The 13,624-nt window shown below is 61.7% G+C and carries 14 protein-coding genes; 6 read left to right on the top strand and 8 right to left on the bottom strand.

What is annotated here, in order from left to right; genetic code table 11:
• Positions 1 to 57: 57 nt before the first annotated feature.
• From K3555_RS20995 to K3555_RS21005, 3 genes are all read left to right on the top strand, one after another.
• On the top strand, positions 58 to 1,629 hold the full coding sequence (locus K3555_RS20995) for a Hint domain-containing protein (protein ID WP_260006914.1): 1,572 nt from the start codon (positions 58 to 60) through the stop codon (positions 1,627 to 1,629).
• Between the two features lie 5 nt (positions 1,630 to 1,634).
• Entirely contained in the window at positions 1,635 to 2,711 is a 1,077-nt protein-coding gene (locus K3555_RS21000; protein WP_260006915.1) for a Hint domain-containing protein, read from the top strand.
• Positions 2,712 to 2,819: 108 nt separating this feature from the next.
• Positions 2,820 to 3,875, top strand: coding sequence for a transporter substrate-binding domain-containing protein (locus K3555_RS21005; protein ID WP_260006916.1), 1,056 nt, complete (start codon positions 2,820 to 2,822; stop codon positions 3,873 to 3,875).
• Positions 3,876 to 3,884: 9 nt separating this feature from the next.
• Here K3555_RS21005 and K3555_RS21010 read toward each other — a convergent pair whose 3' ends face one another.
• A complete protein-coding gene (locus K3555_RS21010) occupies positions 3,885 to 4,232 on the bottom strand; it encodes a hypothetical protein (protein WP_024092300.1) in 348 nt (115 codons plus the stop codon).
• A 141-nt stretch (positions 4,233 to 4,373) separates the two neighbouring features.
• Between K3555_RS21010 and K3555_RS21015 the strand changes: the two genes are divergently transcribed.
• Positions 4,374 to 4,907: a HutD family protein gene (locus tag K3555_RS21015; RefSeq protein WP_260006917.1), complete on the top strand. Its 534-nt coding sequence runs from the start codon at positions 4,374 to 4,376 to the stop codon at positions 4,905 to 4,907.
• Here the strand turns inward: K3555_RS21015 and K3555_RS21020 are convergent.
• The 4 genes from K3555_RS21020 to K3555_RS21035 form a co-directional block, all read right to left on the bottom strand.
• Positions 4,904 to 6,271: a formimidoylglutamate deiminase gene (locus K3555_RS21020; RefSeq protein ID WP_260006918.1), complete on the bottom strand. Its 1,368-nt coding sequence runs from the start codon at positions 6,269 to 6,271 to the stop codon at positions 4,904 to 4,906. The two genes, K3555_RS21015 and K3555_RS21020, sit on opposite strands and share 4 nt — an antisense overlap.
• A 242-nt stretch (positions 6,272 to 6,513) precedes the next feature.
• Positions 6,514 to 7,341, bottom strand: coding sequence for a 2,3,4,5-tetrahydropyridine-2,6-dicarboxylate N-succinyltransferase (dapD, locus tag K3555_RS21025; protein WP_260006919.1), 828 nt, complete (start codon positions 7,339 to 7,341; stop codon positions 6,514 to 6,516).
• 110 nt (positions 7,342 to 7,451) lie between these two features.
• Positions 7,452 to 8,051, bottom strand: coding sequence for a GntR family transcriptional regulator (locus K3555_RS21030; protein ID WP_260006920.1), 600 nt, complete (start codon positions 8,049 to 8,051; stop codon positions 7,452 to 7,454).
• Between the two features lie 38 nt (positions 8,052 to 8,089).
• Entirely contained in the window at positions 8,090 to 9,010 is a 921-nt protein-coding gene (locus tag K3555_RS21035; protein WP_260006921.1) for a threonine/serine dehydratase, read from the bottom strand.
• A gap of 147 nt (positions 9,011 to 9,157) precedes the next feature.
• On the opposite strand from K3555_RS21035, the gene K3555_RS21040 reads away from it, so the two are divergent.
• Positions 9,158 to 10,006, top strand: coding sequence for a TIGR00730 family Rossman fold protein (locus K3555_RS21040; RefSeq protein WP_259995473.1), 849 nt, complete (start codon positions 9,158 to 9,160; stop codon positions 10,004 to 10,006).
• A gap of 31 nt (positions 10,007 to 10,037) precedes the next feature.
• On the opposite strand, the gene K3555_RS21045 is transcribed toward K3555_RS21040, so the two are convergent.
• The gene (locus tag K3555_RS21045; RefSeq protein ID WP_409201190.1) at positions 10,038 to 10,238 is read right to left on the bottom strand and encodes a hypothetical protein; all 201 of its coding nucleotides are present in this window, start codon (positions 10,236 to 10,238) and stop codon (positions 10,038 to 10,040) included.
• 340 nt (positions 10,239 to 10,578) lie between these two features.
• Here K3555_RS21045 and K3555_RS21050 point away from each other — a divergent pair, with 340 nt between their 5' ends.
• Positions 10,579 to 11,820 (top strand): reprolysin-like metallopeptidase, encoded by a 1,242-nt coding sequence (locus K3555_RS21050; RefSeq protein WP_260006922.1) that lies wholly within the window; start codon positions 10,579 to 10,581, stop codon positions 11,818 to 11,820.
• A gap of 42 nt (positions 11,821 to 11,862) precedes the next feature.
• On the opposite strand, the gene rlmN is transcribed toward K3555_RS21050, so the two are convergent.
• Both rlmN and K3555_RS21060 read right to left on the bottom strand, forming a co-directional pair.
• Positions 11,863 to 13,050 (bottom strand): 23S rRNA (adenine(2503)-C(2))-methyltransferase RlmN, encoded by a 1,188-nt coding sequence (gene rlmN / locus K3555_RS21055; protein WP_260006923.1) that lies wholly within the window; start codon positions 13,048 to 13,050, stop codon positions 11,863 to 11,865.
• Between the two features lie 109 nt (positions 13,051 to 13,159).
• Positions 13,160 to 13,435, bottom strand: coding sequence for a lysozyme inhibitor LprI family protein (locus K3555_RS21060; RefSeq protein ID WP_260006924.1), 276 nt, complete (start codon positions 13,433 to 13,435; stop codon positions 13,160 to 13,162).
• Positions 13,436 to 13,624 lie beyond the last annotated feature (189 nt).

Raw genomic sequence — 13,624 nt, forward strand, 5'->3', positions numbered from 1 at the left:
GTGCAGGCCTGTGTCTCTCGTTTGTCCGGCCTCTGACAGGCAAGAGGTGGGCAAATCATGGCAACAGGCGCTGAACTCAATTATCAGACAAATGCCTCTGCAACGCAGATGGCGCAAACAATTTTTGGCGATGGAGCCACTGTTGTCGGCGCTTCCTATTCTGGGTGGAGCCAGTCCTCGGCGATCTATTCAAATGGCGATGCCCTGGCGCCGGGCGCAACACCCAGCGATTCAGGTGTCATTCTGTCGACCGGGCGGGCCAGCCATTTCACCCGCTCCGGCGGCGACCCTAACCGGTCCACCCAAACCTCGACCAACACACCTGGCGAAAGCAACAACGCGGATTTCAATGCCGCAGCGGGCACCAATACTTATGATGCTTCCTATCTGGATGTGAGCTTCATTCCCGATTCGGATGTGATGACGATGCAATTCGTCTTTTCCTCCGAAGAATTTCCGGAATTCCAAAACTCGGTCTATCAGGACGTGGTGGCGGTCTGGGTCAATGGCGAACAGGTGTTGATGGAAATCGGCAACGGCCAGGCCAATCCCAGCAACATCAGTTCCTCTATCAACGAGAATCTGTATCTCGATAACGCCGGCGACGATTTCAACACCGAGATGGACGGGCTTACCCTGACCATGACGCTGACGATGCGTGTCAACCCCGGTGAGGTGAACGACATCCGCATCGGCATCGCCGATGTGAGCGACAGCCGCTACGACAGTAACCTGCTGATCGCCGCAGATTCGGTGCAGACCGATCTGGTGGCAATGACCGACAAGGTTTTTGTTGCACCGGACAGCAGCAAGACCATCGACGTTCTGGCCAATGATGTGAACAATTCCGGCGGCAGCCTGACCATCACCCATATCAACGGCACCGCCGTGACAGCCGGGTCCGTGGTGACGCTTAATACCGGGCAAGAGGTGCAGCTGAACGCGGATGGCACGCTGACCCTGATCGGTGATGGCGATGTTGAGGACTTCAACTTTACCTATGGCGTGACCAATGGCGTCAATTCCGATACCGGCTTTGTCAATGCCAGCTCGATCCCCTGTTTCGTGGCGGGCACCCGGATCCGGACCCCCTATGGCGAGGTGCCGGTGGAGGATCTGAAGCCCGGTGATCTGGTGGAGACCCGCGACGATGGTGCGCAGGTGCTGTGCTGGACCGGCGGGCGATCGGTGGCGGCAGAAGATGATTTTGCGCCGATCCGAATTGCCGCGGATACGTTTGGCCGTCATGGCGAACTGATGGTTTCTCCGCAGCACCGGGTGCTGGTGCGCGGCGCCCATGCTGAATTGTTTTTTGGCGAGGAAGAGGTGCTGGTGGCCGCCAAGGATCTGGTCAATGGGCGCAGTGTGGCACGTTGTCCGGGCGGCGAAGTCACCTATGTGCATCTGATGTTCGACCGTCATCAAGTGATTTACTCCGAAGGTCTTGCTACTGAGAGCTTTTTGCCCGGCCCGCAGATCGTCAACCTGTTCGATCGGCCGGTGGCAGAGGAGATCTGCGCGCTGTTCCCGGAACTGGATCCGGAAACCGGCGCGGGTTACAGCGTCGCAGCGCGGCCTGCGCTTAAAGCCTATGAAGGACGGCTGCTGGCCGCGATCCAGGCGGCCTGACGCCGGTGGGCTGGTTTGCGGTCTTTGGCAGCGGCCACAGCTGGAGCGATCCGCAGGTGCTGCTGACAGCGGGGGTATCTGACAGCGACGGCCTGTTGGTGCGCGGCACAATCATGCTGGAATTCCAGCTGCCGGAAAGCGCACGGCCAGAGCCGCTTCTTCTCTACTCTCAAGGCGGCGATTGGCCGTTGCAACTGGCATTGCAGGCGGTGCCGGGCGGCGGCTTAAGTTTTGTGCTGGAGCAAAGCGGTTCCGTGCTGCACCAGACGCTTAATCCAACCAGCCTGGGGCGTACCGGCCGGCTGCGGCTGCTTTATGCCTGGGATGCACCTGCCCGCACAGGGCGGCTGACGCTGGAGCAGCCGGACGGCAGCCAGATGCAGATTGCTGCACTGGCTGGACCCAAACCCTGGCGGCTGCGGGATCTGCAGGCGCTGACCGGACCGTTGGGTTATGTGGCGCCGGCAGTAGAATACGTGGCGTTCTCCAGCTGCATGGAGCCGGCCGGTCCGGCCCCGGCGCTGCTGCCGTCCACCCCGATTGCCACACCTGAAGGCTACAGTGCGCTGAATGGTTTGCAGCGGGGTGATCTGGTTCTGACCAGCAGCGGTGAGGCGGTGCCGGTCTTGCATGTGATCGAACGGCAGGTGCCGGCGCTAGGCTCCTTTGCGCCGGTGCGGCTCAGGGCGCCCTATTTCGGGCTGCAGCGGGATATTCACGTGGCACCGTTTCAGCGGCTGGTGCTGTCAGGATCCGAGGTGGAGTATTTGTTCGGCCAGCCTGCGGTTCTGGTGCCGGCGGGCAATCTGCTGGGGACCGGCACCGCGTTGCCGGGCGCGCCAGGCAGCAGCCCGCTGATCACCTACTGCCAGGCGGTGCTGCCGGATCATGAACCGCTGCTGGCGGCAGGCGCCATGACCGAAAGCCTGTTTCTGGGCCGTCTGCGCCGCGATCCCCAGCGGCTGGCTGCCAGCCTTTTGGCACCGCTGGGCGCCGCAGCCCTGCCCCAGCACCGGCAGCCGAAATTCCCGGTGCTGCGGGCCTTTGACGCCGCAGTGCTGGCCGAACGGCGGACCGCCTGACACATCCGCAGCTTCGATGCAGGTCTCAGCTGCCAAGGTGCTTGCGTGAAAAAGGGGAACCGCCTAAGGACGTTAAAACCATCCCAGAGGCCTGACCCGAGCGTTTCCGTGCTGTATCTTCGCCTGACCACCGCCGCCCTGTTCCTGCTTTGGGGGCAATTGCTGTCTGCGCAGGTGCTGACGGTAAACACGGTTACCCGGCCGCCCTTTTCCATGCTGGAGGAGGGGCGCGACACCGGCTTTTCCCTGGAACTCCTGAAAATTCTGGCGGCGCGGCTGGACTGGGACTACCAGGTTAACCGCACGAACAGCTTTGCGGAGATGCTGGAGGGGGTGCGCAGCGGCGAGGCGGATCTGGCCGCAGCCAATATCTCCATCACCGCATCGCGCGAAATTGCGATGGATTTCAGCCATCCGATTTTTGAAAGCGGGCTGCAGATCTTGGTGCAGGCCGATGAAATCCGCCAGCCGTCCCTGATGCGGGCATTATTGTCCTGGGATCTGGCTGCCGCCATCGGCATTGCCTTCCTGCTGCTGTTCGGCGGCGGCATGCTGATGTGGGTTTTCGAGCGCCGCGCCCAGCCCTATTTCGACCGCCCCCTGAAAGAGGCCTGGTTTCCGTCCTTCTGGTGGGCGCTGAATCTGGTGGTGAACGGCGGATTTGAGGAACGGGTGCCGCGCACGCCGGTAGGGCGGATGTTCGGCGTGGTGCTGGTTGTGTCGTCGCTGTTCGTCGTCTCGGTCTTTGTCGCCAAGATCACTGCTGTGATGACGGTGGAGGCGATCAGTGGCTCGGTGAACTCGGTCAACGATCTTTATGGAAGATCGGTTGCAACCATTGGCGGATCGACCGCAGCCGGGTTCCTTGACCGGCGCGAGATCGACTATTCCGCCTTTAGCGGTCTGGAAGAGATGCTGGCCGCCTTTGAATCCGGTGAGGTGAAGTCATTGGTTTTTGATGCGCCGGTGCTGAATTTCTATGTACAGCAAGGCGGGCATCAATACGGCCAAACCATCGGCCAGCCCTTCCTGCGCGAGAATTACGGGCTGGTGTTCCCGGCCGGCTCGCCGCTGGTGGAAGATGCCAACCGGGTGTTGCTGGCGATGCAGGAAGACGGCAGTTATGACGCCCTTTACCGTAAATGGTTCGGCAGCCAGAACTGACCTGCGGAGTTAGTGGAAAACCGGCTCCTCGCCGTCAAAGAACGGGGTCATTTGGGCAACGATCACGGCGTTTTCCTCCAGTGCCCGCTGCATCAGCGCGCGTTCTTCATCACCGATCTCATGGCCTTCGGCCTCACGTTCTTCCAGGGTGCCGTATCCGGTCACATCCAGCGGAGCGGTGTCGGCCTGTTTCAGAATCGCCACGGTTTCGCGCACCGCCTCGGCCTCGTCCACGCCGGAGGCATAGATCATCAGCGCCGCGCCAGTGGCGCCATCAGGCAGGCCGTCGCCGTCCTTGCGTCCGATCTGGACAAGCAGGGTATAGACTTGCTGGCGGGAGGGTTTCTTCTTTTCCATGCCGCCGCCATAGCGCCGGGGCGGGGGGGTGGTCAATCAAATAGCGGCAGCGGGGAAACTGTCCGGGCTGGTGAAAGGCTTGCAAGCAGGCGTGATCAGGATTTATGTCTACGCTTATTCAGTTTCCCACAGGACCCGCCGATGCGCATCTCCGCTTTGACTGCCCAGCCGGTGCCTTGGAAGAACGGCGGCGGTGTGACCCGCGAATTGGCCTTGCATCAGGAAGATGGCCAGTTGATCTGGCGTCTCAGCCTGGCGGAAATTTCGCGCAGCGGCCCGTTTTCCGCCTTTCCGGGCCTTGCCCGCATCCATTGCATCGTGGAGGGCGCGGGCCACACACTGTCAAATAACGATACACAGCTGCAAGCGTGGCCGCTGAAACCGCTGTGTTTCGATGGCGGCTTGGATTTGGACAGCCGTCTGCGCGAAGGGCCCTGCAAGGCTTTCAACGTGATCTACGATCCGGTGCGGGTCACGGCAGACGTCGCAATTTTGCGAGACGGCGCGCTGCCCGATGCTGCAGGCAGCCAAGTGTTCTTTGTTGTAACCGGCAGCCTGAATCTTGCAGGCCAGGGGCACTTTGCCCCAGGCGAAGGGATCGTCCTGGAAAGCACCGCCAGCGGAAGGATCTCCGATGGCGGCGTGGTTATCCAGCTGCGGATTTTGCCTGTTTAGAGACTGTTCAGCAGGTCCCTGATCGCGGTCCGGTATCCCGCAACCACACTGTCGCGTGCGATATGGCGGCCCTGTTGCACAACATGGCGGCCGGCACTCCAGACATCCGTCACAGTGTCGTCGCCTGCCGCAAAACACAGCCCGTCCAGCATCTGCTCCGGCTTCAGCGCGCAGAGCGCCGGGACGCTGCTGTCGATGGCCACTAGATCCGCCAGCGCGCCTTCCTCGATCCGGCCGGCATCCCGGCCCAAGGCTTGCGCGCCGCCTTTGGCTGCGCCCAAATACAGCGTTTCCCCTACCGAGCCTGCTCCCGGTACCAGCACATTGCGGGCCAGGTCGCGCAAACGTTGGGAATACTCTAGCGTGCGCAACTCCTCGGACAGCGAAATCCGCACGTTAGAGTCTGAACCAACCCCGAACGCGCCATCATTCGCCAGATACTCTCCCCCGTTGAACGGGCCGTCGCCCAAGTTTGCCTCTGTAATCGGGCACAGCCCTGCGACCGCTCCCGAACGCGCCATGCCGGCGGTCTCAGCGCTTGTCATGTGGGTGGCATGGATCAAGCACCATTTACCATCGACGGATGCGTTGTCCAGCAGCCATTCGACAGGACGTGCAGCCAGCCAATCACTGATGTCGGCGACTTCTTTTGGCTGCTCGGAGATATGGATATGCACCGGCAGCCCGTCCTGGATCTGCAGCACTGCTGCCAGGTCCTCGGGGCAGGTGGCGCGCAGCGAGTGCGGTGCGATGCCGACGCAGGCGTCCTGCGCCAGATCCCGCGCAGCAATTTTGCGGGCCCGGGCGACCAATTCAGAGAATTCCGCAACCGAATTGCCAAACCGCTGCTGGCCCCCATTCAGAGCCTGTTTTCCCGCCCCGCCGTAGGTATAGAGCACAGGCAGATGGGTGAGACCGATACCGGTCTGGCTGGCGGCGGCAAACACCCGCTCGCTAAGCTCGGTCAGTGATGCAAAATGCGCACCGCCCGGCTGGTGATGGACATAGTGGAACTCGCCCGCGGAGGCATAGCCGGCTTCCAGCATCTCCATGAAAACCAGCGCAGCGATAGCCTCGTATTGCTCCGGGGTGATGCGGTCCACGAACCGGTACATCAACTCGCGCCAGGTCCAGAAGCTGTCCTTGCCCGCAGCGCGGTATTCGGTCATTCCCGCCATCGCCCGCTGAAAGCTGTGGGAATGCAGATTGCCCAGCGACGGCAGCAGCACATCTGCCCGCGCGTCGCCCGGCTGCGGCTGGGCACCGGATTCCAATGAGCAAATCCGGCCGCTCTCTATCGTCAGCCGGAGGTTCTCTGCCCATCCTTGGGGCAGGCGGGCGTGCTGGGCGAATATGGTCTGCATCTAACTCTCTTATGTGTAGATGTAATACTATTAGCGGCATGTTTTTTGTGCTGCAAGAGTATTGCGCTGGAGGGGCGCTGCCCCTTGGCCTCGCGGCTTCACCCCGGGATATTTCCGGCAAAAGGAATAGCGGACCCCTGTTTCTTCCTCTTGCTCGAAATATCCTGGGGTTTGGGGCAAAGCCCCAATAAAAAACGCGCCCGGATGGGGCGCGCTCTATTGTTTCAGCAATGCAGCGCGGATCAGTCGCGCAGCAGTTCGTTGATGCCGGTTTTGGAGCGGGTCTTTTCGTCCACCCGCTTCACGATGACCGCGCAATAGAGGCTGATGTTGTTCTTCGACGGCATCGAGCCTGCGACCACAACCGAGTAAGGCGGCACTTCGCCATAGGTCACTTCGCCGGTTTCGCGGTCGACGATCTTGGTCGATTTGCCGATGAACACGCCCATGCCCAGAACCGAGCCTTCGCGCACGATGCAGCCTTCGACCACCTCGGAACGGGCGCCGATGAAACAGTTGTCCTCGATGATGGTGGGCCCCGCCTGCATCGGTTCCAGCACGCCGCCGATGCCGACGCCGCCCGACAGGTGCACGTTCTTGCCGATCTGGGCGCAGGAGCCGACGGTGGCCCAGGTGTCGACCATGGTGCCTTCGCCGACATAGGCGCCGAGGTTCACGAAAGACGGCATCAGCACCGCGCCCGGCGCGATGTAGGCGGATTTGCGGACCACGCAATTGGGCACCGCGCGGAAGCCAGCAGATTTCCACTGCTCTTCACCCCAGCCGGCAAATTTGCTGTCGACCTTGTCCCACCAGCCGCCGGCCTGCGGGCCGCCTTCGTGGATTTCCATGTTCTTGATCCGGAAGCCCAGAAGAACCGCCTTCTTCGCCCATTGGTTCACGTGCCAATCACCGCTGTCCAGCTTTTCGGCCACACGCAGGGAACCGGAGTCCAGCGCGTTCAGGGTGTCTTCAATGGCTTCACGCTGCTCGCCGGTGGTGGCGGGGGTGATGGTGTCGCGCGCCTCCCAGGCGGCTTCGATCGCTGCTTCCAGCTGGGCGTTGGACATGGGGGTTCCTCCGGCATTCGTTAGATTCGGGGTTACATAACGGCAATCTGCCCGCAGGTCATGTCCGGATTGCGTCCAAATTGCCGCCCCCGACGGCGTTTTGCCGGCAGTCAGCGCACCCGGCGCAGGTGCCGGCGCAGAATTTCGCAAGCCGCAGCGGGATCGCGGCGCTCCATCGCCTGCACGATCGCGGCATGATCACTGTCTGTCCGGCGGGTCCATTGATGCTGCCAGTTGGCAAACAGATGCCGGGCAGCGGCGATATGCAGATCGTCAATCGAGGCCAAGAGCCGGGGCATCGCGCAAGGAGCAAGGATCGTCTTGTGAAAGGCACGGTTAAGCCGTTCCCAACCGGCCATGTCCTGTGCCGCATCACAGGCGAGACGGGCGGCCTCGGCGGCTTTGATATCCTTTGGTGTCAGGCGGGCGAAGGCGTGGGTCAGGGCCAGAACCTCCAGCGCCACCCGCATCTCGATCACCTCACGGATTTCGGAAGGGTCCAGGGCGCTGACCCGGGTGCCGCGGCGGGGTTCGGACACCGCCAGCCCATGTGCCTCAAGCCGCAGGAGCGCCTCCCGCACGGGCACATGGCTGGCGTCAAATTCGCGCGCGATATGATCCTGGCGCAGCTTTTCCCCCGCAGGCAGGCTGCCGGTAATGATGCGCTCGCTCAGGCTGCGGTAGATGGTATCTGCGATGGTTGCCGACATATCTTGGCGATACCGGGGCTGATGGAGGGCCGCAAGGATTATCCCAGCGGGTCCGGGGCTATGTTGCCGCCGCAGATCAGCACCGCCACACGCTCGCCGGGCGCAGGGCGGTAGGCTCCGCACAACAGTGCAGCCAGGGCGGTGGCGCCTGCGGGTTCGACCAGGATCCGCCGTTCGCGCCACAGCGCGGTCTGGGCCCTGGTGATGGCGCTGTCCGGTACGGTCACCGATGTCAGGCCCGGTGCCGAGGCGAGTTCGAAACAGATAGCGCCGATGCGTTTGGCGCCAAGAGCGTTGGCCGCGACGCCGGAGACGTCTACATCCACCGGCTGGCGGGCCAGTAATGCCGCATTCAGCGCGCAAGAAGTTTCGGGCTCCACCGCCACGATCTTCTTTGCCCCCTGGAACCAGGCCAGCGCGCCGGCAATCAGCCCGCCGCCGCCCACCGCGATCAGAAGGGTATCCGCCTCAAGGCCTTGGGCCTGCCATTCGGCAAAGCAGGTGCCCTGGCCCGCAACAGTGGCGGGGGCATCGTAGGCGTGGACCTGCATGGCGCCGGTCTCTGCCTCGTAGGCCTGGGCCTGCTCCAGCGCGTTGGCATAGGCGCCGGGCACCACCTGCAGATCAGCCCCGGTGCGTTCGATCAGAGAAATCTTGGCCGGGCCTGCCATCTCGGGCACATAAATCCGGGCCTTGTGGCCCAGCTGGTGCGCGGCATAGGCCGCGGCGGCGCCGTGGTTGCCGCCAGAAGCTGCCACCAGTCCCGCCGGCGGCACTGGCTGGCTCAGCAATGTGTTAAAGGCACCGCGGGCCTTAAAGCTGCCGGTGTGCTGCATGTGCTCCAGCTTCAGCTCCAGCGGGAAATCCAGGCCGAAGCCCTGCGTTTGCATCACCGGGGTCTGCTGCACATGGGGGCCAACGCGTTCTGCTGCATTCCTGATTTCATTCTGCCAGTTCATGCGCCGATCTCCCTGCCTGCTGCGCCGGAACCTTAGCCGCGCTACCGCCGGGCGCAAGCGGGCAGTGGCATTTCCTGCATTCTTGATTGGCGCTAACGGCCAAGGGCGGCTACAAAGGGAGTCCTGTTGATTAATCTGGGATTTTCTATGACCGAAGACCGCCACAGCCGTTTCCGCGATGCCCATTCCGACCGGGACCGGGCCGAACATGTGCCCGCCACGCCGCAGACCCAGGCGCCTGCTTACCGGCTTGCCTTCGCCGATGAAGAGTTTCTGTGCCGCGAGGAACTGCGCCCGGTGCGGCTGCAGCTGGAGCTGCTGAAGCCGGAGCTGATGCTGAACGAGCATGGCATCGAAAGCACCATCGTGATGTTCGGCGGCGCCCGGATCCCGGATCCAAAGCATAAGGATCAGGCGCGGACACAGACGCTGGCGGATCTGTCGCATTTCTATGATGAGGCGCGCGAATTTGCCCGGCTGATGACCATAAAATCGAAGGAGAGCGGCGGCCGTCAGAACGTGATCGTAACCGGCGGCGGCCCCGGTGTGATGGAGGCGGGCAACCGCGGCGCGCTGGACGCGGGCGGCCAGTCCATTGGCCTGTCAATCGTGCTGCCGCATGAGCAAGCGCCCAACGGATACGTGACGCCGGACCTCAGCTTCAATTTCCACTACTTCGCGATCCGTAAGATGCATTTCCTGATGCGGGCGCGGGCGATCACCGTATTCCCCGGCGGTTTTGGCACCCTGGACGAGCTGTTCGAGAGCCTGACGCTGATCCAGACCGGCCGGATGGAGCGGGTGCCGTTCCTGCTGTTTGGCAAGGCGTTCTGGGACAAGATCATCAATTGGGAGGCGCTGGGTGACGCCGGCACCATATCGGATCAGGATCTGGACCTGTTCCGCGTGGTCGACACCGCCCAGGAGGCGGTGGAAATCATCGACAACTGGGAGCCTGCGCCGCCGCGCGACAGCCTGCCGGGGCGCGAGCGCTAAGCGCCGTTAACAAATACAGCTGCTGCCGGGATCAGGCGAATTCCGGTGGCAGCCTGCCGATCTCGTCACCGGTGGTCAGCCGGGTGAGGATCTGGGCACCTTCCACAGTTTTTACTGAATAGCCGTAACCACGCAGGCGGAACTGCCATTCCCGCGGACTAAGGGCCTTTTCCCGTTCGCTGCGGATCAGGTCCAGCACGCTGGGGTCAATCGGGGCAGTCTTGCGTTCCATTGGAGCCATCTGTGAGTCCTTCTGAAAATGAATTGTCTGCGTTTTGGAAATTGTTCCCGGCAAAGGGCGGAATTTTAGCTGTATTGTGAAAAGAGTACGGCAGGCTGGCCTGTGTCCCTGAGTGCGGCTCTTGCGCAACAGTTCTCGGGCGTGGTGATGCCGCGGTAATGCGGGCGGTAGAACCGGCGGGAAACCGGACTTCATCAGACGGTTTTCGCGCAGGAATTTGCCAATTGCAGAAAATTGTCATTTCTTCGTTCGGCTTGAGGCCGGAAACGGGCCAAACTTGGCCACATTTACAAACAAAAACTTACCGTTGACAGGATAGTGGAGACCGTTGATGCCCGAAGTTTCAGATTACACGGCGCTATTAGCCTATACATCGAACAGCAGCCTCCGCTGGAACAGCTTGGCTGATCCCGGCACTCAAACTGTGGTGACCTACAGCTTTGTCGATAGCGGCGACTTGGGGGATGCGGCTGACGACCCTTATGGCGCCAGCAGCTATTGGTCCTTCAACAGCACGCAGCGCGACTATTTCCGCCTGGCTCTTGCGGAGTTTGAAGAGGCGTCCGGCGTGCTGTTTGTCGAAACGGACGGCCCGGCGATGATCAATGCCTTTGGCTACAACGGCGGCTCAGCTGCGGGCTGGGCGGATCTTGCCTGGTCCACCTCATATTCCACCAATGAGGGGGAGCTGGCGATTAAAAGCAGCAATATGGCGCCGGGATCCTATGGCTATGAAACGGTGCTGCACGAGATCGGCCATGCGCTGGGCCTTGAACATCCGCATGACGGTGACACTACGCTGGCGGACCACCTGGACGACCAGGAACACACCGTGATGACCTATAACTATGCCGGGTACAACGTTACGGAACTGGGCACATTTGATGTGCAAGCCCTGACCCATCTTTATGGCGATACCGGCAGCACCGCAGGATGGAGAGCTTACGCCAATACGGCGGGCGACGTGGTGATCAAGGCCAGCAGCCGTGCAGAAACTGTATTGGCGACCGGGCAGGATACCAAGATTTATGCCAGGGGAGGCGAAGATACCGTCATTGGGCGCGAAGCGGATGACCGCCTGTTCGGCGGCGGCGGCGCTGACACTCTGACCGGTGGCTATGGCGAAGACAGGCTGGCGGGCGGTAAGGGGTCGGACGTTCTGATCGGCGGATTGGATGAGACCGACTATTCAGGGGCCTACGGTGAAGACGATTTTCTGAAAGGTAATGGCGGCAGGGACACGCTGTTTGGCGGCCAGGGGGATGACAGGCTGATCGGCGGCAACGGTAAAGACCGCCTAGTCGGCGGTGAAGGGTCTGACGTCTTGACAGGAGGCAAACACGCGGATGTTTTTGTGTTCGTGTCTGCCGATTATTGGGAAGACGAAGTTATTACGGATTTCGGCAGAGGCGATGACCGGATCGAATTCTCTGACACCTCAGTGGAAGAATTCGGCGATCTGACAATCACACAGGTAAATGGCAACACCCTGATCGGATTTTTCGGCAGTCACGAGATCGAGTTGACCGGCTACACCGGCACGCTCACCGAGGACCACTTCCTGTTTACCTGATACGGCAGCCGGGGACCCTGCCGCGCCGGGGCCGGAGCCGGGTTACTTCAACCCGGTTTCGGCCTCAATCTGCTTACGGCTTTTGCGGGCGCGCTCGGTCGCCGATTTCAGCTGGCCGCAGGCAGCCATGATGTCATCGCCGCGGGTCTTGCGGATCGGCGAGGCATAGCCGGCCTGATAGACGATATTGGCAAAGGCATGAATTCGGTTGTTAGAGGACCGCTTGTACGGGCTGCCCGGCCATTCATTGAATGGGATCAGGTTTATCTTGGCCGGGATTTTGTAGCGCTTGATGTGCTCAATCAAACGGTGCGCGTCCGCGTCGGTGTCGTTCACCCCGTCCAGCATCACATATTCAAATGTGATCCGCTCGGAATTCGACACTTTGGGGTAATCCGCCAGCGCCTGCAGCAGCGTGTCGATGTTCCAGCGCTTGTTGATCGGCACCAGCTTGTCGCGGATCTCGTTTGTCGTAGCATGGAACGAAATCGCCAGCAGGCAGCCGATTTCCTCGGCGGTGCGGGCAATCTCCGGCACCACGCCTGAGGTCGACAGCGTGATCCGGCGGCGGGACAGCGAGATGCCCTCGGGGTCCATTGCAATCTTCATCGCGTCGCGGACGTTGTCGAAATTATACAGCGGCTCGCCCATACCCATCAGCACGATGTTCGACAGCAGGCGGGTTTCGTCCTTGGGCGCGCCCGGCACCGGCCATTCCTCCAGATCGTCGCGCGCCATCATCACCTGGCCGACAATCTCGGCCGGGGTCAGGTTGCGCACCAGCTTCTGGGTGCCGGTATGGCAGAAAGAGCAGGTCAGGGTGCAGCCCACCTGAGATGAGATGCACAGCGTGCCGCGGCCGTCTTCGGGGATATAGACCACTTCGACCTCATGGCCGCCATTGATGCGCACCAGATACTTGCGGGTGCCGTCGGTGGAGACCTGTTTGCTGACCACTTCCGGGATGCGGACTTCGAAGGTATCCGCCAGTTCCGCACGATAAGCTTTGGCCAGGTTAGTCATTTCCGCGAAATCGCGCTTGCCCCACTGGTAGATCCACTGCCAGATCTGCCCGACCCGCATCTTGGCCTGTTTTTCCGGGGTGCCATGTTCGATCAGCACCTCGCGCATGCGTTCACGGGTGAGGCCGACAAGATTGACCTTGCCGCCCTCGGGATCCTTGCGGGGCAGGGTCAATACGTCCTGGGTGATCGGCGCGCTGGCGGTCATGGGCTTTAGCCTCGGTGCTGGTGGGCGGATGCGGCTCTATATAGGATTCCCGCGGAAGATCAAAAGGAATCCTTGGACACAAGTTTCAGGCCGCGGATTTGACCAGCGCCTATTTGGCAAACCGCACCAGTTCCTCGACCCGGGCACGTCCCAGGGTCGTCCAGCACGCCCGCGTTGCAATTCCGGCGTCTTCACGCACCGCATGGGCTTCGCCGGCAAAGGCGCAATGCGCGCTCCGGAACCCTTCCCAGGCTGTCTGGCTCTGCATCAGTGCAGCTTCAACCGCAGTCCCGCCATTGGTGTTGTCGCGCTCTGCAGCGGCGACCATTGCGGCTTCCAGCGCGTTGAGCAATGCGGCTTCCACTCCTTCTTCATCGTCCGCCACACAGGATCCGATTTCCTCACGGCTTCCCGCGCCGCATTCCAGCGCCGGATTGGCAAACGCGGGCGGGAAAAGCAGCGCAACTGCAAGGCAAGTGCACGGAAGACTGGCTGAGTTCGGCATGGCAAGCACCTCCTGCGTCCCATGCTACGCCGCTTGCGGGCCTCAAACAAGAAAACCCCGGCACGGGCC

Origin of the sequence: Leisingera sp. M527 (assembly GCF_025141525.1) — a bacterium.
GTDB lineage: Bacteria > Pseudomonadota > Alphaproteobacteria > Rhodobacterales > Rhodobacteraceae > Leisingera.

Bases quoted from the DNA above. Each gene is read 5' to 3' on its own strand.
- K3555_RS20995 (WP_260006914.1), top strand. From the start codon at position 58: ATGGCAACAGGCGCTGAACTCAATTATCAGACAAATGCCTCTGCAACG.
- K3555_RS21010 (WP_024092300.1), bottom strand. From the start codon at position 4,232: ATGGAAAAGAAGAAACCCTCCCGCCAGCAAGTCTATACCCTGCTTGTC.
- K3555_RS21015 (WP_260006917.1), top strand. From the start codon at position 4,374: ATGCGCATCTCCGCTTTGACTGCCCAGCCGGTGCCTTGGAAGAACGGC.
- K3555_RS21020 (WP_260006918.1), bottom strand. From the start codon at position 6,271: ATGCAGACCATATTCGCCCAGCACGCCCGCCTGCCCCAAGGATGGGCA.
- dapD (WP_260006919.1), bottom strand. From the start codon at position 7,341: ATGTCCAACGCCCAGCTGGAAGCAGCGATCGAAGCCGCCTGGGAGGCG.
- K3555_RS21030 (WP_260006920.1), bottom strand. From the start codon at position 8,051: ATGTCGGCAACCATCGCAGATACCATCTACCGCAGCCTGAGCGAGCGC.
- K3555_RS21035 (WP_260006921.1), bottom strand. From the start codon at position 9,010: ATGAACTGGCAGAATGAAATCAGGAATGCAGCAGAACGCGTTGGCCCC.
- K3555_RS21040 (WP_259995473.1), top strand. From the start codon at position 9,158: ATGACCGAAGACCGCCACAGCCGTTTCCGCGATGCCCATTCCGACCGG.
- K3555_RS21045 (WP_409201190.1), bottom strand. From the start codon at position 10,238: ATGGAACGCAAGACTGCCCCGATTGACCCCAGCGTGCTGGACCTGATC.
- K3555_RS21050 (WP_260006922.1), top strand. From the start codon at position 10,579: ATGCCCGAAGTTTCAGATTACACGGCGCTATTAGCCTATACATCGAAC.
- rlmN (WP_260006923.1), bottom strand. From the start codon at position 13,050: ATGACCGCCAGCGCGCCGATCACCCAGGACGTATTGACCCTGCCCCGC.